This is a genomic window from Streptomyces sp. NPDC093089, assembly GCF_044754405.1.
Classification (GTDB): Bacteria; Actinomycetota; Actinomycetes; order Streptomycetales; family Streptomycetaceae; genus Streptomyces.
The window spans coordinates 26,195-42,569 of sequence record NZ_JBIVPA010000015.1 but is presented as its reverse complement, the minus strand read 5'-3'; the positions used below and the strand labels follow the sequence as shown (position 1 = coordinate 42,569).

At 71.1% G+C, this 16,375-nt stretch carries 14 protein-coding genes; 8 read left to right on the top strand and 6 right to left on the bottom strand.

The window, feature by feature from the left end:
• Window positions 1-39: 39 nt before the first annotated feature.
• Window positions 40-2,424, top strand: a complete 2,385-nt coding sequence (locus tag ACIQFX_RS30700; protein ID WP_402470043.1) for an FUSC family protein — start codon at window positions 40-42, stop codon at window positions 2,422-2,424.
• A 109-nt stretch (window positions 2,425-2,533) separates the two neighbouring features.
• Here ACIQFX_RS30700 and ACIQFX_RS30695 read toward each other — a convergent pair whose 3' ends face one another.
• A complete protein-coding gene (locus ACIQFX_RS30695) occupies window positions 2,534-3,226 on the bottom strand; it encodes a cysteine hydrolase family protein (RefSeq protein WP_402470321.1) in 693 nt (230 codons plus the stop codon).
• A gap of 56 nt (window positions 3,227-3,282) precedes the next feature.
• Here ACIQFX_RS30695 and ACIQFX_RS30690 point away from each other — a divergent pair, with 56 nt between their 5' ends.
• Window positions 3,283-3,795, top strand: a complete 513-nt coding sequence (locus ACIQFX_RS30690; RefSeq protein WP_402470041.1) for a PadR family transcriptional regulator — start codon at window positions 3,283-3,285, stop codon at window positions 3,793-3,795.
• A gap of 86 nt (window positions 3,796-3,881) precedes the next feature.
• Entirely contained in the window at window positions 3,882-4,277 is a 396-nt protein-coding gene (locus tag ACIQFX_RS30685; protein WP_402470040.1) for a hypothetical protein, read from the top strand.
• Window positions 4,278-4,530: 253 nt separating this feature from the next.
• On the opposite strand, the gene ACIQFX_RS30680 is transcribed toward ACIQFX_RS30685, so the two are convergent.
• Window positions 4,531-6,267: an amidase gene (locus ACIQFX_RS30680; RefSeq protein ID WP_402470038.1), complete on the bottom strand. Its 1,737-nt coding sequence runs from the start codon at window positions 6,265-6,267 to the stop codon at window positions 4,531-4,533.
• A gap of 183 nt (window positions 6,268-6,450) precedes the next feature.
• Here ACIQFX_RS30680 and ACIQFX_RS30675 point away from each other — a divergent pair, with 183 nt between their 5' ends.
• Window positions 6,451-7,173: a TetR/AcrR family transcriptional regulator gene (locus ACIQFX_RS30675; RefSeq protein ID WP_402470036.1), complete on the top strand. Its 723-nt coding sequence runs from the start codon at window positions 6,451-6,453 to the stop codon at window positions 7,171-7,173.
• A 48-nt stretch (window positions 7,174-7,221) separates the two neighbouring features.
• Here the strand turns inward: ACIQFX_RS30675 and ACIQFX_RS30670 are convergent, their stop codons facing one another.
• A complete protein-coding gene (locus tag ACIQFX_RS30670; protein ID WP_402470034.1) occupies window positions 7,222-7,983 on the bottom strand; it encodes an FIST C-terminal domain-containing protein in 762 nt (253 codons plus the stop codon).
• A 342-nt stretch (window positions 7,984-8,325) separates the two neighbouring features.
• On the opposite strand from ACIQFX_RS30670, the gene ACIQFX_RS30665 reads away from it, so the two are divergent.
• Entirely contained in the window at window positions 8,326-9,063 is a 738-nt protein-coding gene (locus ACIQFX_RS30665; protein ID WP_402470032.1) for a response regulator, read from the top strand.
• Window positions 9,064-9,280: 217 nt separating this feature from the next.
• Here ACIQFX_RS30665 and ACIQFX_RS30660 read toward each other — a convergent pair whose 3' ends face one another.
• The 3 genes from ACIQFX_RS30660 to ACIQFX_RS30650 all read right to left on the bottom strand — a co-directional run bounded on the left by ACIQFX_RS30660 (window position 9,281) and on the right by ACIQFX_RS30650 (window position 12,746).
• Window positions 9,281-10,486 carry a PP2C family protein-serine/threonine phosphatase gene (locus ACIQFX_RS30660; protein ID WP_402470030.1) on the bottom strand — a complete coding sequence of 402 codons (1,206 nt, stop codon included), beginning with the start codon at window positions 10,484-10,486 and terminating at the stop codon, window positions 9,281-9,283.
• Window positions 10,487-10,694: 208 nt separating this feature from the next.
• Complete coding sequence (locus ACIQFX_RS30655) at window positions 10,695-11,300, bottom strand: hypothetical protein (protein ID WP_402470028.1); 606 nt, start codon at window positions 11,298-11,300, stop codon at window positions 10,695-10,697.
• Between the two features lie 411 nt (window positions 11,301-11,711).
• Entirely contained in the window at window positions 11,712-12,746 is a 1,035-nt protein-coding gene (locus ACIQFX_RS30650) for a LacI family DNA-binding transcriptional regulator (protein WP_402470027.1), read from the bottom strand.
• Between the two features lie 235 nt (window positions 12,747-12,981).
• Here ACIQFX_RS30650 and ACIQFX_RS30645 point away from each other — a divergent pair, with 235 nt between their 5' ends.
• The 3 genes from ACIQFX_RS30645 (at window position 12,982) to ACIQFX_RS30635 (ending at window position 16,240) form a co-directional block, all read left to right on the top strand.
• On the top strand, window positions 12,982-14,280 hold the full coding sequence (locus ACIQFX_RS30645) for an ABC transporter substrate-binding protein (protein ID WP_402470026.1): 1,299 nt from the start codon (window positions 12,982-12,984) through the stop codon (window positions 14,278-14,280).
• A gap of 113 nt (window positions 14,281-14,393) precedes the next feature.
• A complete protein-coding gene (locus tag ACIQFX_RS30640) occupies window positions 14,394-15,365 on the top strand; it encodes a carbohydrate ABC transporter permease (RefSeq protein ID WP_402470025.1) in 972 nt (323 codons plus the stop codon).
• Window positions 15,362-16,240 (top strand): carbohydrate ABC transporter permease, encoded by an 879-nt coding sequence (locus tag ACIQFX_RS30635; RefSeq protein WP_402470023.1) that lies wholly within the window; start codon window positions 15,362-15,364, stop codon window positions 16,238-16,240. Before ACIQFX_RS30640 ends, ACIQFX_RS30635 begins: the two co-directional genes overlap by 4 nt.
• The last annotated feature ends 135 nt before the right edge of the window (window positions 16,241-16,375 follow it).

Here is a 16,375-nt window from a genome sequence, read left to right as displayed (position 1 = left end):
CGTCGTGCCGGTTGCGGTGCGGCGGGTGATCCTGGGGGCATGGCCGGCACGTCCTTGCCACGGCCGTCGCCCGCCTACAGAGCGGCGGCGCGGAGGGCCCTGCGCGTCACGATCGCCGCCACGGCCGGGTTCTACGTGCTGCTCTACGGCTTCGACTCGGCGGTCGGGGCGACGTACGCGCTGTTCGGCGCGATCGCCATGGCCGGGCTGTCCCGTCTTCCAGGGTCCGGACGCCAGCGGGCCGGACTGCTGGCGGGCGTGGTGCCGGTGTGCTGGGTGCTGATCACGCTCGGCACCTACCTTTCCGTGCGGACGTGGAGTGCCGTCGTCGGCATGCTGGTCGTCGGTTTCGCGCTGGCTTTCATGGCCGTCGGAGGGCCACGGTTCGCCGGCGCGGCCACGGGGCTGCAGCTCATGTACATCCTGCCGTCGTTCCCGCCCTACGACCCCGGTTCGCTGGGCGAACGGCTGGTGGGCGCGACCGTCGGCCTCGTCCTGCTGATCATCGCGGAGGCGACGGTACTGCCCGAGCCGGCGGCCCTGCCCTACCGCGAGCGGGTCGCCCGGGCCGCCGACGGCGCGGCCCGCTGCGCGGACGGGCTGAGTTCCGCCCCGTACACGCTGCCGCAGGCCACGCTGCGCACCACCCGTGACCTGAGTACGGGTCTTCGTTCCTCCCAGGTCCCGGAGGCGGAACGGCCGGCCGGAGCGGGTGTACGGCCCAGGGCGCTGGCCCACGCGGGCCTGGCGACGCGCACCCTGATCGGCCGGCTGACGGTGCTGCCGCCACCTCGCCCGGGTGCTGCCCGGCCCCAGGAGGTCGGAGCCGGGGGCGGGGCGTCAGGGGGAGCGGAAGCCGGCGCGGCAGCGCCGGGCGTGGTCCGGGAAGACCGTACGGGAGCAGCCGACGCAGCGGAGGCCGGGAACCCGGAGCCGCTGCGGGCGGTTGCGGATGCGGCGCGGGACACCGCCGCCCGACTGCGGGGCCGAAGCGCCGACGGTCGGGCGCACGAGCGCCTGCGGCAGGTCCGCCAAGCCCTGACGGCTGCCGATGACGGCTCCCCTGCTGTACTGCGCCGCAACGCGGCGCTCCTGGAGGTGGCGGATGCCGCGCTCGCGATGTCCACCGCGGCCGACATCGCCGTACGGGGTCGAGCGGCCGGCGAACCGCCGCCGGGCCCGTTCTGGTACGCGCGGATGCGGGCGCCACGGCTGTGGTGGCGGCGCCTGTCGGGCCATGTCGGCGGCCGTTCGGTGTTCTTCCAGAACGCCGTACGGATCAGCCTGGCCCTGGCGGCGGCCCGGCTGATCGCGGGCATCGACACGCTCCCGCACGGCTTCTGGGTACTGCTGGCCACCCTGACACTGACACGCACGACGGTACGGGAGACCCGGACGACGGAGCGCAGGGCCCTGACCGGCACCCTCGTCGGCGCGCTGGTCGCGGCGGCGCTACTGTCCCTGGCCGGTACCGACATCGAGGTCTACGCGGTGGCCCTGCCGCCGCTGATGCTCGTCACCTTCACCCTGGGGCCCGTGAAGGGCGTCGGATGGGCGCAGGCTCTGTTCACGGTGGTGGTCTCCCTGGTCTTCGCGCAGCTGGCGCCGGCCACCTGGCAGCTCGCCGAGTTCCGGCTGCTCGACGTGCTGACCGGCAGCGCGATCGGCGCCGTGTTCGGGCTGCTGGCCTGGCCGCGCGGTGCCCATGACGAGTTGCGCCGGTCGGTCGCGATGCTGCTGCGGACCGCTGCGGAGATCGTCGTGGCCACGACGGCGCAGGTCGCGGCGGGCGGTCGACGCGTGCCGTCGGTCACCGCGCCGGGCCACCGTTCGCTGCAGCACGCGCTGGTCATGGCGGAGTCGGCGTACGCGCAGTACCAGAGCGAACCCGCGGGGCCCACCCCACCGCCGACCGGCCAGGACTGGCAGGCCGCACTGATCGCCGGGCACCACACACTGTGGGGCGCCGACCGGCTCCTCGTCCCTCCCGAGCCGGTCGTGGCCGCGCCGCTGGGGAGAGAGGCAGCGGAGTTCGTCATCCGCCTGGGTGACCGGGTCGCGGCGGGGATGCTACTGACCTCGGCCCGGATGGATCCCACAGGTGACGCTGCGGAAGCGGCGGCGCCGCACCATCCCCTGATGACCCCCGACACCGCCCCCGCCCCCGTCGCCTACGAACCGCCAGGCGCACCGCGCGTGTACTACGCGACCACGTCCTGGCTCGCCTCGCTGACGACGGATCTGGCACGGCTTGTAGGCGAGGGCGAGGGCGAGGGCGAGGGCGAGGGCGAGGGCGAGGGCGAGGGCGAGGGCGAGGGCGAGGGCGAGGGCGAGGGCGAGGGCGAGGGCGATACGAGTGCCGACTCACCTGGCCGCGGCGACGGGGCCGGGCCAGGCGGCACGCACGTGAAGCCGGGGGCCTGACCGGCGTGTGCGGAGGCGTGACTGTGCCGGCCGACGGCGCCGGTACCAACCCCCGGGTTCGTTCCGGCGGCCGGCAGCAGCCCGCCGAGGTCCACGCGAGCGCCCGGCGTCAGCGGGTTCCGACCCTGTCGGCTGATGCTGTGGGAGCGGCATCGGCCGTTGTCAGACGCTCGGCGATCTCCTCGGCGGTCAGCACCAGCGCGAAACCTTTCCGCAGAACGGCGAGCTCCGGCTCCTGCCGGGACTCGTCGTCGGTGGCCGTGACGTCTGCCCCGAACACGACCTTGTAGCCGCGCTCGTATGCCTGCCGGGCCGTGGTGCCGCAGCAGTAGTTGGTGAGCGTTCCCGTGACGATGACCGTGTCGCGACCGAGGTTGCGGAGCATGGTGTCGAGCGGGGTGTCGTAGAACGCGCCGTAGGAGGGCTTACGGACCAGGGCTTCGTCGGGGCGGCGGCCCATCGGGGCCCACACCTCGGCCGGGCCCGGCCGCCGCCAGTCGGTGTCGGCGTGCGGAAGGTAACGCAGGGCGTTGGGGCGGTCCAGCCCGAGATGCGTGTCGTCGAAGATGGTCCAGATCACCGGGACCGAGACGGTCCGGCACGCCTCGACGAGCCTGCGCAGTCTGGGCGCCGTCCGCGTCGCCGCCGGTACCCAGTACGGGCTCCAGCCGGGCCGGACGAACTCGTCCTGCATGTCGATGACGAGTAACGCCGTCCGCTCCGGCCGCACATCGAAGGACGCCCGGCCGCGCTCGTAGGCGTCCCGCGCCCGAGCGGTCACCCATTCCTCGGTATACGACATCTCCACCCCACTACCTCGATCCGATATACCTCGATCCGATGTGCGAGAGTAGCAGCATGCTCGAACTCGCGATCCTGGGATTCCTTGCCGACGGTCCACTCCACGGCTACCAACTACGCAGCCGGATAGGCCACTTGTCCGGCCACACCCGTCCGGTCAGCGACGGGAGCCTCTATCCGGGCATCACCCGACTCGTCAACTCCGGACTCCTGGACCGCAGAACAGAGCCCGGCGCCTCTGCCGCCCAGCGCCACACCCTCACCCTGACCACCGCCGGCCACACCGAACTCCTGCGCCGCCTCCGCGACGCGGACGGCCCGGACATCACCGACAGCACCCGCTACTTCACCATCCTGGCCTTCCTGTCCCACCTCCCGGACACGGCCGACCAGCACGCGGTACTGCGCCGCCGCCTCGCGTTCCTCCGACAACCCGCAAGCTTCTTCCACGACGGCGAACACCCCCTGCGCGCCGAGGACACCGCCGACCCCTACCGCCGCGGCATGCTCACCATCGCCCGCGCCACCAGCCACGCAGAACAGTCCTGGCTTCGCGAGACCCTGAACTGACGGATGTGCACTGCACCGCTCTCCCCGCCCGGCCGGCCCCGCCGAATCCTGTGGCAACACCCGTGCTCAGTCTCTACAGTCACCGCATGGCCACCGATGACGAGCCCTCCTGGCGTCCCGACGTCACCGCGATGCTCACCGACCGGACGAGCGCGTGCAAGCCGGCACGCGAGGCCATCGCCGCCGGCGCCGAGGTACGGGTCATCGACAGGACGGCGCCCCATTGGATGGTCTTCGGCATCACCGCAACGAGGTGGAAGCGGTCGGTGGCCCGCGGCCGGCCGGAGACCCTCGGCCTCGACGAGAGCGTCGAGATCCTTGCACGTCACCGCGGCGAGCAACTGTGTACCGGGACCATCGCCTCGGCAGACCGTCTCCGGTTCTTCAACCTGTACTTCGACGCCACCGGCTCCGAGCTCCTGGCCTGCAGCGCTGTCAAAAGATCTCAGCGGCCCAGCGCGAAGGACTCGCAAGAGCCCTGAGCTTCACCGGTGGGGCTTGAAGGGCCACATCGGGCCGTACCGCTGCATGCAGTCGTCGGATGCTTCGTGCGGGTCGGGGTCGTCGGTGTCCAGCGCCCGGCTCATGCGGTGGGCGCTGAACCGAGTGAGGGGAGGGCGTGGCCGTGAGCCACGCCCTCCCCACGGTGCGGGCGGCTGCCGAACCGCTGCCGGCAACCGCCGTCAGCATCCGTTACCGGCGGCTGCTGCGATTCGCCCGAAGGCCTGCGTCAGGTCACTTCCCCGACAGGCGCGGCGTGCGCGGCGGGAGCGTGCGCCGGGTGCCGGTCTTCTCGAAGGCCGCCGCGAGGGACAGCAGGGCGTTGTCGTCGTAGGCGCGGCCGGCGAAGGTCAGGCCGACGGGCATGCCGGTGTCGGTCATGGTGCCCATGGGGACGGTCACGGTCGGGATGCCGAGGTGGCGGGGGACCAGGTTGCCGTTGGCGACCCAGACGCCGTTGCGCCAGCCGAGGTCGGCGGAGGGCACGCTGACGTCCATGTCCGAGGGGGCCACGTCGGCCACCGCGGGGAAGACCACCGCGTCCAGGCCCAGGTCGTCCATCCACAGCTCCAGGTCGACGCGGCGGGTTTCCTCCAGACCGCGCAGGCCCTGTTCGAGGTGCGGCATGTCGGCGAGGGAGGCGTGCGGGCGCTCGCGTACGAAGCGGGGGTAGTCGCCGATCGTGTCGTCGAAGCCCTCGTACCGGTCGGGGAGCTCGCCCTGCTGCTTGGGCCAGATGCGGGTGCCGTCGACGTCGGCCAGCGTGGAGAGCGCCGGGTCGCCGTTGGCGCGCAGGAAGTCGTCCCAGGCCCAGGCGGACAGGTCCTCGATCTCGAAGGCGAGGTACTCGCGGCTGACCAGGCCGCGGGTGAGCAGCGAGGGTGCTCCGGGACGGTCGGACTCGTAGTTGGTCACCACGGGGAAGTCGACCTCGACCACCTCGGCGCCGGCGGCCTCCAGGTCGCGGCGGGCGGCTTCCCACAGGGTGATCACCGAGGGGCGGGTGTCGATGGGCTGCCCGGTCTGGCCGCCTATGCCTCCGTCGGGGTTCGTTCCGGCGGCGGGGTCGGCGTTGACGTACATGCGGGGGACGCCGACGCGCTTGCCGGCGAGCGTGCCGGACGCGGCCTCGGCGTCGGCGGGTGCGAGGGCCGGGTAGGAGGCGGGGCGTACCTGCGACGGCGAGGGCAGCTCCACCCACGGCTGGGCGCGCCACAGGTCGCCGCGCGTGTGCGGGTCGTCGGCGACGATGACGTCGAGGAGTTCGAGCAGGTCGGCCATGGTGCGGGTGTGCGGGACCACGACGTCCATGGTCGGTACGAGCGGCCAGTTGCCGCGGACCGAGATCACGCCGCGACTGGGGGTGTAGGCGCACAGCGCGTTGTTCGAGGCGGGGGCGCGGCCCGAGGACCAGGTCTCCTCGCCGAGGCCGAACGCGCCGAAGGACGCCGCCGTCGCCGTGCCGGAGCCGTTGGAGGAGCCGGAGCCGTAGGCGCTGGTGAGCCAGTCGGCGCTGTACGGGCTCTCCGCGCGGCCGTACAGGCCGCGCTGCATGCCGCCGTTCGCCATCGGCGGCATGTTGGTCAGGCCGATGAGGACCGCGCCGCCCGCGCGCAGCCGCTCGATGGCGAAGGCGTCACGCTGGGCGACGAGGTGCTCGAACGCCGGGGAGCCGGACGCGGCCGTGAGGCCCTCGGCGAGGTAGCTGTCCTTGGCGGTGTACGGGATGCCGTCCAGCGGGCCCAGCGTCTCGCCGCGGGCGCGGCGGGCGTCGGAGGCCTCGGCGTCCGCCCGGGCGTGCGGGTTCATCACGACCATCGCGTTCAGAGCGGTGGCCGTACCGGGCCGGTCGTACGCGTCGATCCGCGCGAGGTAGGCGTCGAGCAGCCCGACCGCGGTCGTCTCGCCCTTCTCCAGCGCTGCGCGCAGGTCGGCGATACAGGTCTCCACGACATCGAATCCGTACGTCATGTGGGTTTGTCTCCCGGGTGGTGAGTAGGGCAGGCGGGCGGCGGCCTCTGGCCGTCGGGGCGACCGCGCACAGCCGGCCGGCACACACCCATCGCTCTAACTAGATTTTCAGTCTAGACTAAAGGTCTAGAAATTCGGAACCTAGACTTTGAGACCTGGATCTCCGGAACCGAAAGTGAGCTCATGCCGATGCCAGAGACCGGGCCCGCACAGCCGGACCGCCTCCCTCCGACCGACGGCGTGATCGATCCGGCGGGCACCGGGAGCGGCGCGACCTCCCGGCCCGCTGCCCGCGTCCCGATCGACAGGAAGCGCCAGCCCAGCGGGGACGACGCGCGCGAGCGTGCCATGCGGGCCGCCATCAGCGTCATCGCCGAGAAGGGCACCGCGGCCCTCCGCATGTCGGACATCGCCGCCCGCGCCGGCATGAGCACCGGGCACATCCTCTACCACTTCGGCAAGAAGGACCGGCTCCTCCTCGAAGTCCTCGCGTGGAGCCAAGAGGACCTCTGGGCCCAGTACCAGCAGGCCGCCGACCGGGCCGCGTCCCCCGCCGAGAAGCTGGACCTGTTCGTCCGCTTCTACCTGCCCCGCGACCAGAGCGACGAACGCTACGCCCTGTGGACCCAGGTACTCGCCCAGCGCCACGACGAAGCAGGCCGAAAAGTCCTCACCGAACTACTGGACGGCTGGGACGAACGCCTGGAAGCCATCCTCCGCGAGGGCCGGGACCTCGGGCACTTCGCCGCCGTGGGCCTCCCCGAGTTCACCATCCGGGCCGTCGCCATGCTGAGCGGGCTCTCCGAAGACGTGATGTTCGGCCGCTCCCGCTGGCGGCACACCTCCCCGCACGCGTTCGCCCTCGCCGCCCTCCAACGGGAACTGCGTCCTACCGGTCAGGGCTGACGTCGCGCGCTCGAGGCGGCATCCTTGTCGATTCCGTTTCGTTCGGGTTCAAGGTGCCGTCGGGCGGCCGAACACGACCCCCGTCAGAGTCTGGTTGACGTGTCCGAGCCAGCTCTCGCCGTACGTGTGGAAGCCGGCCGCGGGGATGCCGTCCAGTGCGGACGGAAAGGCAGCCGAGAGGTTTCTGGCATCCATCTCCAGACGACGGAAGCCACAGTCGAACAGGACCGCGCCGGACGAGCCGCCGAGGTCCAGGCGCGCTCGGCGGAGGGCGCCGCGGGTGTCCGCCGTCAGCTTGCCGGAGCGCATCACGTCCACCTCCATGCCGGGCGGGATCTGCGCCCAGAAACGCAGGTCGCCGTCGGGTGCGGCCGCCTGCGGATTGCGCAGGTCCGCGCCGGTACGCAGAGCCCCCCGCGTGCAGATCGCGGCCAGGGCGCGCTCGTCGCCGGGGAAGTGGCGGGCGCGGAGCTCGGCGAACACGTCGCCGAGCGAGCTCACGGGCCCGGCCCTCGTGGACGTCTCACCTGTTCCGGATCGCGGCGGCTCGTGGTGACCGCCGCCTGATCGGGCCCGTGCCGAGCCCGAGACCAGGCTCGCGCTCAACCAGGTGTAGTAGGCGATCCCGTGGGAGCTGAGCAGCGAGCCCCAGTCGCCCTTGTGGATTTCGTGAGCGGCGTCCAGCAGCGCCCGCCCGGAGGATCGGTACCAGGCCTCCGGAAACCCCTGGCGCTGGTGCGCGGCGCCGATCCGGCGCAGGGTCGACCCGACGAACTCCGGGGAGTCCTGGGTCGGTGCCGCCCACGGCACCGAGCGCACCAGCCCGTCGCACAGCGGTCGGCCCTGGAAGGCGGTGCCCGAGGGGCATCGCCGCAGTTGGTCCAGGGACGGCGCACGACATGGCGGGGCCCCTGGAACCGGTGCTGCACCGGCGGTCAGTGACGATCTCCGGCCGAGTGGAATCCGCGCGACAGCCCTGAGCGGCCTTTCACGACCATGGCAAGCAGCGGTCCCTCCGGTCGTCCACCCCACCTCGCCGACCGGCGACCACGCCAACCGGATGGCTACGCTTCGGAAATTCCGCCGCCTCGGGCAGCCCCTTCCGGATCAGCACCGTCTTCCGCAGGAACAGCCCCTGTCGGAGGAGAACCTGTGCCAGCCACCGCGGACCCCGCGCCGCGTTCCCGCGTCCTGCTCGTCGACGACGAACGCCTGATCCGCTCCGGTCTCGCGCTCATCCTGCGCAGCGCCGGCGACATCGAGGTGGTCGGTACGTGCGAGGGCGGGGAGGCGATGGAGGCGGTCGGGCTTCTCCGCCCGGACGTCGTACTGCTCGACATCCGCATGCCCGACATCGGCGGACTGACCCTGCTGCCCCGCATCCTCGAACTTCCCGACCCACCCCACGTCGCCATGCTCACCACCTTCGACCACGACGACTACCTGAGCCGCGCCCTCGCCCTCGGCGCCGGCGGGTTCCTTCTCAAGGACACCGAACCCGACACGCTGATCCGCTCCGTACGCGCCCTGGCGACCGGCGCCGGATGTCTCTCGCCGTCCGTGGTCCGCCGGCTGCACGGCGGGCTCACTCCTGGTCCGCGGGCGCAGGAGGCTGTTGAGGCGGTGGCCCGTCTGACGTCACGGGAGCGAGAAGTACTCGGATACATCGGACAAGGCCTGTCGAACGGCGAGATCGCCGCCCGGATGCACTTCTCCGTGGCCACGGCCGAGGACGACGTCAGCGCCATCCTCGGCAAGATCGGCGTGGCCAACCGGGTGCAGGCCGCGGTGATCGCGGAACGCGCGGGCCTTCTGGACGCCGGCACTGACGCCGAGCGGCTCTGCAAGAGCCGTGCCAGCACATCTGCACCAGAACCCAGAGCTCGGTGATGTCCCGGCGAAGTCGCACCCGGTGACGCTCCGTCGTATGCGGCCTGCTGATCCGTTTGTCTGGACGGACGGACGGACGGACAGACGGACGGACAGACGGATGGGCGGATGGGCGGAAGGATGGGCGGAAGGATGGGCGGACGGATGGGCGGACGGACGGGCGGACGGGCGGACGGTTTCGAGGCAGGAGGACTGGAACAGGCCCTTGCCTCACACGTCATGGTTCGTCGGTGCCGGGATGCCACTCGGCCAGCACGATGGTGGCGTCGTCCCGGAGGCGGTGGTCTTGATGGTTGAGGAGTTTCTGTAGCAGGCGGCGCAACGCTTCCGGGGCGGGATCGCCCGCGGCCATGGCGCGGATCACGATGTCGGCGAGCCGTTCCTCGCCGAAGAGGTCTCCTCGGGTGGAGCGGGCCTCGGTGACGCCGTCGCTGTAGAGCAGGACCCGGTCGCCGGGCTGCAGACGCGTCCGGTGCACTGTCGGCGGGGAGGTGCTGTGGAAGGCCCATCCGAGGGGGAGGTCGGGCTCCCGTTCGAGCATGCGGGGGAGTACCTGGCCGCCGCGGATCAGTAGCGGTGGCGGGTGGGCGCAGTTGACCCAGGCGAACGTGCCGTCGAGGACGTTAAGGTTGGCGATGACCGCGGTCATGAGCCGGTCGGTGAACCACTCGTTCAGGATGGTGTCGATCGCGGGGATGATGTCGGCCAGGGTGCCGCCTGCGCGGCGTGTGGCGCGGCAGGCGGCGAGGCCTGCGGCACTCGCTCCGCCGGACGCGAGGTCGTGCCCCATGGAATCGAGCAGTGTCAGGTGCAACGCGTCGTGGGTGAGGTTGTGGTCGAAGGCGTCGCCGCCGATGTCGTACGCGGGCTCGAGCACGGCGGACGACGTCACGCGCGCGGTTCCGATGGTGCGTGGGGGTAGGAACGCCCACACCAGTTCGCCCTGCACGGTCATCTTCCGGCGCCGTTCCGCTTCGGTCAGCAGGTCGTTGTGCGACGACTTCGACACCAGCAGCAGGGCCGCCACGCCCGCCAGCGCCTCGCACCACTTGGTCAGGTCCTCGTCGAGATCCGGTGCGGTGGCCTTCAGCACGCCGAGGCGTTCGATTCCGTCGATCATCGGTACCCAGACGGTGCTGCCGTCCCGCGAGCGTTGTGTCCGCTCCGTGCGGTAGGCCAGGCCTGCCAGCGAGCCGTCGATGTCCAGCGTCCGCGCCTCGGCCGCCACGGGCTGCGGCAGCGCGACCAGGCGGGTCTGCTGCAGGTCGGTCACGTACATGCAGGTGCCGTCCAGGCCCATGCGCCGGCCTGTCCGGGACACGAGCCCGGCGAGCTCCTGGCCCGCCACCATGTGTGAGTCGGCAACCAGGTCCGACAGCACCGTCTCGCGCGACTCCATGGAAAAGCCCTTCCGCCGGCGCACAGGGCACCTTCCCACCTGATATCGAGCGTAACTGCCCGGACGAGATCCGACCGGGCGGCGTGCCCGGCCGCGCAGCGGCCGGATACCGCAACAAGCGGCCGGGAGCCCTCCCCACCAGCGGGGCATCCGACGAGGCGAACGCCCCATGGCGAACGGTCGTCCGTTCCGCCGTCTCGTACTCCCGATCCGAAGGCGTGGGGCCCTTGTGTCAGGGCCGGAGTCCGACACGGTGGAGGGCGATCGTGCTGAGGTCGGTGATGGCTTGTGGGTCCTTCTGGCGCCAGGCGTCGGCCCATCCCCCTGGCGGGGCCGGGAGTTCGGTGAGTGCGCCTGGAGGTCCGGTGAGGGTGCGCAGGGCGAGCAGGTCGGTGCCTCCGGGGGCTTGTGCGAGGCGGCGCAGGGTGTTGCTGCGGTGGATCCAGAGCAGGCGGGGTGGGAGCCACAGCAGCAGGATGAGGAGGACGGGGATGAGGATGAGGGCCGTGGTGATGACGTCGGCGACCTGGCTGACGGTCTCCTGGAGTGAGACTCCCGCGTCGGCGAAGCCGGAGCCGGCGTCGGCCGCGGCCTGGAGCGGTTTCTTGAGGATGTCGCCGATGAGCGGTACGTCCGATGCCGCGTCTCCCGCGTTGTCGAGTTCTTCGGCGAGGTTGTCGCCGGCGCTTTCCACTTTGCGTCCTGGTTCGGCGAGCAGCAGGATCGCGTCGCGGACGGTGAAGGCCACCCACACGGCGGCGCCGATCAGGGCCACGGCGATCAGGTCCACCAGTACCTGGCGGTTTCGGCGTGCGGGTGTCTGGGCGTAGAAGCGCAATGAAGAGCTCCTGTTCGAGTCCGGGCGTCGAGGAGGTCCGGCCGCGGCCCGGCCGACCGGCCGCCGGATCCCACTGTGCCACCGCGCCTCACGGGCAAACCCGCAAGACACGAGGCACCTGGGAAGTCGAGTTCCTGCGCCGTACGGGACTGCCGGATGCCGGGAGGGTGCTCGACGATCCGCAGTGGGGGAGTGGCGCGGCGGCAGGGCACACGTGTACGAAGCGGCGTGAGCGCGAGCGTCCCCGTCCTGGCTACTCCCCGGGCTTGACTTCGGTACGTGGGTATCGCGTTGACCAGAATTGCCCGCGCCGCATGAACGCCCCCGCACCCCCCCCGCACCCACCCGGGTCCACCCGAGTCCCTTCACCCCCGCCCAGCGGGCGGTTCGCCATCCGCCGCAGCAGGACGGTCAGCGGCCGGATGCCGGGGCCGTGCTGGCGCGCACGATGAGGTGTGGTTCGACGCAGCGTGGTTCGGGCAGTGCGCCCGGTGCCTCGATCTGGCGGAGCAGGTGGGTCACCGCGAGGGCGCCCATGTGCTGGAACGGCTGGGCGATGGTGGTGAGGGAGGGGGAGCAGTACTCGGCGAGTTCGATGTCGTCGAATCCGACCACGGAGATGTCGTCCGGGACGCGGCGTCCGGCCTCGTGCAGGGCTCGGATCACGCCGAACGCCATTTCGTCGCTGGCGACGAAGATGGCGGTGACGTCGGGGATCCGGGCGAGGACGAGTCCGTTGCGGTACCCGGAGGCCGGTGACCAGTCGCCCTCCAGCGGAGGTGGCACCGGGCGGTCCGCGGCTTCGAGGGCCGCCTGCCAGCCGTCGCGGCGCTGTGCCGATTCGAGCCATTCGGCGGGGCCGGCGATGTGCCAGACCGTCTCGTGGCCGAGGTCGAGGAGGTGCTGGGTGGCGATGCGGGCGGCCTCGGCCTGGTCGAGGGCGAGGACCTCTGTGGTGTCGGTGCGCGATCCGTCGATGGTGACGGTGGGGGTGGATCGGGTGAGCTGCTCGATTCGGCTGCTGGTGTGGATCAGGGGCACCGACAGGATGACCCCTTCCACGTCCTGGTCGGCGAGCCGGGACAGCGCGTTCTCGATGGCGGAGGTGTCCAGCGAGGTGGTGGTGGCGGTGCTGACCGCGTAGCCCGCCTCACGGGCCGCGTTCTCTATGCCCGAGGTGACGGCGGCCCGGGAGTAGAAGCTCGTCTGGAGGGTCACGACGCCGATGGTGCGGCTGCGGCCGGAGGAGAGCATCCGGGCGGCGTTGTTGCGCCGGTAGCCGAGTTGGTCCACTGCGGCCAGCACCTTCGCGCGGGTCTTCTCCTGCACGTTGGGGTGCCCCGCCAGCGCCCGCGAGACGGTCTGCGCGGACACGCCGGCGACTCGCGCGACGTCCGCCATGCCCGGCGGACGCGTACCGGTGGTGGTGTCACCGCGCTTCCCCATGAGATCCCTTCCTCGTGATCAACCCCTACCGATGATATCGCCCACATCGCCGCCCACGTGCGGTTTCGCGAGCCAGGACGCCGGTCGATCACAGGTATTGGCATCGATAACATTCTCTGTCATAGTTTCGGCCACCGGCGCCCGTCGGGCGCATCGTGCGATCGGTGCCGGGTCGCCGGGCCGGCGACCCCGTGCAGGACGTCCCCGTTGCCTGCCGCGGCATTCAGGAGGAGCTGTGAAGCCTAGATTCATCCGTTTTGCTGGAGTGGCGGGTGCTCTCACCCTTGCCCTCGCGGTCACCGGCTGCTCGGGATCGGGTTCGGCCTCGGGCTCGGGTGCGGCCGGTAAGGCATCGATAACATTCTGGGGATGGGCCCCTGGTTACGAGGAGGCCGTGAAGGCGTTCAACGCCGGCCACCCGGACATCGAGGTCACCTACCAGACGGTGCAGCCCGGCGCGAAGGGCGGCTACCAGAAGATGCTGAACGCCGTGAAGGCCGGCAATGCCCCGTGCCTGGCGCAGGTGGGGTACGAGACCATGCCCAGCTTCGCCGCCCAGGGCGCCCTGGAGGACGTGGCAGAGCACGCCGCCCCGTCCAAGAGCGACTACCAGTCCGCCGCCTGGAACGCCGTGAGCCTCGGCAGCGCCGTCTACGGAGCACCGGTCGACACCGGTCCGATGGCCCTCTTCTACAACAAGAAGCTCTTCGACTCCCTCGGCCTCGAGCCGCCCGCCACCTGGGCCGAGTACCGCGAGGCCGGCAAGAAGATCCACGCCTCCGACCCCAAGCGGTTCCTCTCCTCGCCCTACCTCGACTACGACTACGCCGGCCTCGCCTGGCAGGCCGGCGCAGACTGGTTCGGCGTCGACAACGACGCGTGGAAGGTCAGCATGGCCTCCGCGGAGAACAAGAAGGTCGCCGACTACTGGCAGGGTCTCGTCGAGGACGGTGTGATCAGCAGCGCCCCCATGTACGACCAGGCCTGGTACACCGGCCTGGGCAACGGCAACATCGCCACGGTCGTCGGAGCGGTCTGGCAGGCGGGCGTCATCAAGGGCGGCGCCAAGCAGGGAGCCGGGCAGTGGGCCGTCGCACCCATGCCGCAGTGGGAGAAGGGCGACAAGAAGGTCGGCAACGCCGGAGGATCTGCCACCGCCGTCCTCAAGGGCTGCAAGAACACGGCGGCGGCCTGGGAGTTCGCCCACTGGCTGAGCACCGACAAGGACGCTTTCGGCAAGCTGATCGAGAAGGCGTCGCTCTACCCGGCCGCCGGCGACCTCCTCTACCTGCCGCAGCTGAAGGCCGACCCCTACTTCGGCGGGCAGCAGATCTACGACGTGTTCGCCACCGCCTCGCCCGACGTCGACCCCGAGTGGACCTGGGGCCCGCTGATGCCCAGCACGGTCGCGGACCTGAACGACGGCCTGGGCAAGGCATGGACCGGCAAGGGCACCATCGCCCAGGCCCTGGACCACGCGCAGGACACCACCCTGACCGAGATGCGCAAGCAGGGCCTGGCCACCGCCCCTTAGAGCAGGCCCGCCGGGCGGGTGCCCCCACCCCGCCCGGCGGTCGCCGCCCCCGCCCGCCCCATCGTCACCGGAATCCCGCCACCGCTCCGGCGACGCCCCAGTGAGGAACGCCCGTGACCCATGCCTCCGCCGCGCACCGCGCCCCCGCACGGCGCCCGGCAGCCACCGCAGCGCCCCGCCGGACGCGTGAGACGACGCCCCTCGGACGCCCCCGGCGACTCGGCCCGCTGCTCTTCTGCGCCCCCTTCGTCGTCCTGTTCGTCGCCATGTACATCGCGCCGATCCTGTACGCGGCCCACAGCAGCCTCTTCACCATCCGTCGCTCCGGCCTGGGCCTGACCGCGCCCACGGAGGTCTTCGCCCCCCTGGACAACTACACGCGGGCCCTGCAGGACGGCTCGTTCACGGCCTCGCTCGGCCGCGTCGCCCTCTTCGGATGCGTACAGGTGCCGCTCATGCTGGGCCTCGCCCTGGTACTGGCTCTGCTCATCGACTCCAAGTCCGCGCGAGGCAGGGGTTTCTTCCGTCTGACGAGCTTCGTCCCCTACGCGATCCCCGGTGTCAGCGCCGCACTCGTGTGGTCGTTCATGTACTCCTCGACGTCCAGCCCGCTCAACCGGCTGCTCGAACCGCTCGCCGTCACCGTGCCCTTCTTCGACGAAGACGTCGTGCTGTGGTCCGTGGCCAACATCGTCACCTGGAGCTGGGCCGGCTACAACATGATCATCATCTACGCGGCCCTCCAGTCCATCCCCGCCGAAGTCCTGGAAGCCGCCCGGATGGACGGGGCCTCCGCCCTGCGGATCGCCTGGAGCGTCAAGATCCCCGCCGTGCGTGGTGCGCTGGTGCTGACCACGGTGTTCTCGATCATCGGGTCGGCCCAGCTGTACAACGAACCGGCCGTCCTGCAGCCGGTCTCGGGCGGATCGATCTCCTCCGCGTTCACCCCGCTGATGTCGGCACAGAGCGCGGTCGCGGCCGGCAACTACCCCTACGCCGCCGCCCAGTCGGTCCTGCTGGCCATCGCCGTGGGCGCGGTGTCGCTCACCTTCTTCAAGCTGACCCGCCGAGGAGACCAGGCATGACCACGGTGATCCCCACCCCCAGCGCTCGGATCCGACCGCGGCGCGAGACGAGTCCCGCCGGCCGGGTCACCGTGCTCGCCCTGCTGGGCCTGTCAGCCCTCTACTTCCTCTTCCCGCTGTGGTGGCTCCTCGTCTCGGCGACCAAACCCTTCGGAGAGCAGTTCGGCGGCAGCGGCCTGTGGTTCGACGGCTTCGGCCTGCTCGACAACATCGCCCGGCTCAGCAGCCAGGACGACGGCATCTTCTGGCGCTGGATGCTCAACAGCGTCGTGTACTGCGGTGCGGGAGCGCTGATCGGCACGGCCCTGTCCGCCCTCACCGGATACGCGCTCGCCAAGTACGACTTCCCCGGCCGCGGCCTGCTGTTCTCACTGGTCCTGGCCGCCGTACTGCTGCCCAAGGTGCTGTTCACCCTGCCGCTGTATCTGATGTTCTCGGGCGTTCACCTGATCGACAACCCCCTCGCGGTCCTGCTGCCGAGCGTCGTCAGCCCCTTCGGCGTGTACCTCGCCAGGGTCTTCGCCGAACAGAGCGTGCCCGACGAGGTCCTGGAGGCCGGGCGCCTCGACGGCGCGGGGGAGTTCCGCGTCTTCCGCACGATCGCGGTGCGGATGATGCTGCCCGCCCTGGTCACGATCTTCCTCTTCCAGTTCGTGGAGATCTGGAACAACTACCTCCTGCCCGCCATGGTCCTGGGCGACGACCGGCTGCAGCCCGTCACGGTCGGCCTCGTCGGCTGGAACGCCAGCCACGTCGCCGTGCCCCCGCCGCTCGTGGTCATCGGCTCGCTGGTGTCCATCGCGCCCCTCCTGATCGCCTTCCTCGCGCTCCAGCGGTTCTGGCGCGCCGGCATGACCGCCGGAGCGGTCAAATGACGACCCTGTTCAACCCACTGCCCCGCCGGCGGCAGCGCGCGGCACCTCCGCCCAGGAAAACGGAACTTCCCCCCTGCAAGAGGGAACGCCCCACCGTCCCTCTCTCCGTGGCCGCACCGCAGCACGCAGTCGTCC

Coding starts and splice junctions, on each gene's coding strand:
- ACIQFX_RS30700 (WP_402470043.1), top strand. CDS start 40: ATGGCCGGCACGTCCTTGCCACGGCCGTCGCCCGCCTACAGAGCGGCG.
- ACIQFX_RS30695 (WP_402470321.1), bottom strand. CDS start 3,226: ATGTCGTATACCGAGGAATGGGTGACCGCTCGGGCGCGGGACGCCTAC.
- ACIQFX_RS30690 (WP_402470041.1), top strand. CDS start 3,283: ATGCTCGAACTCGCGATCCTGGGATTCCTTGCCGACGGTCCACTCCAC.
- ACIQFX_RS30685 (WP_402470040.1), top strand. CDS start 3,882: ATGGCCACCGATGACGAGCCCTCCTGGCGTCCCGACGTCACCGCGATG.
- ACIQFX_RS30680 (WP_402470038.1), bottom strand. CDS start 6,267: ATGACGTACGGATTCGATGTCGTGGAGACCTGTATCGCCGACCTGCGC.
- ACIQFX_RS30675 (WP_402470036.1), top strand. CDS start 6,451: ATGCCGATGCCAGAGACCGGGCCCGCACAGCCGGACCGCCTCCCTCCG.
- ACIQFX_RS30650 (WP_402470027.1), bottom strand. CDS start 12,746: ATGGGGAAGCGCGGTGACACCACCACCGGTACGCGTCCGCCGGGCATG.
- ACIQFX_RS30635 (WP_402470023.1), top strand. CDS start 15,362: ATGACCACGGTGATCCCCACCCCCAGCGCTCGGATCCGACCGCGGCGC.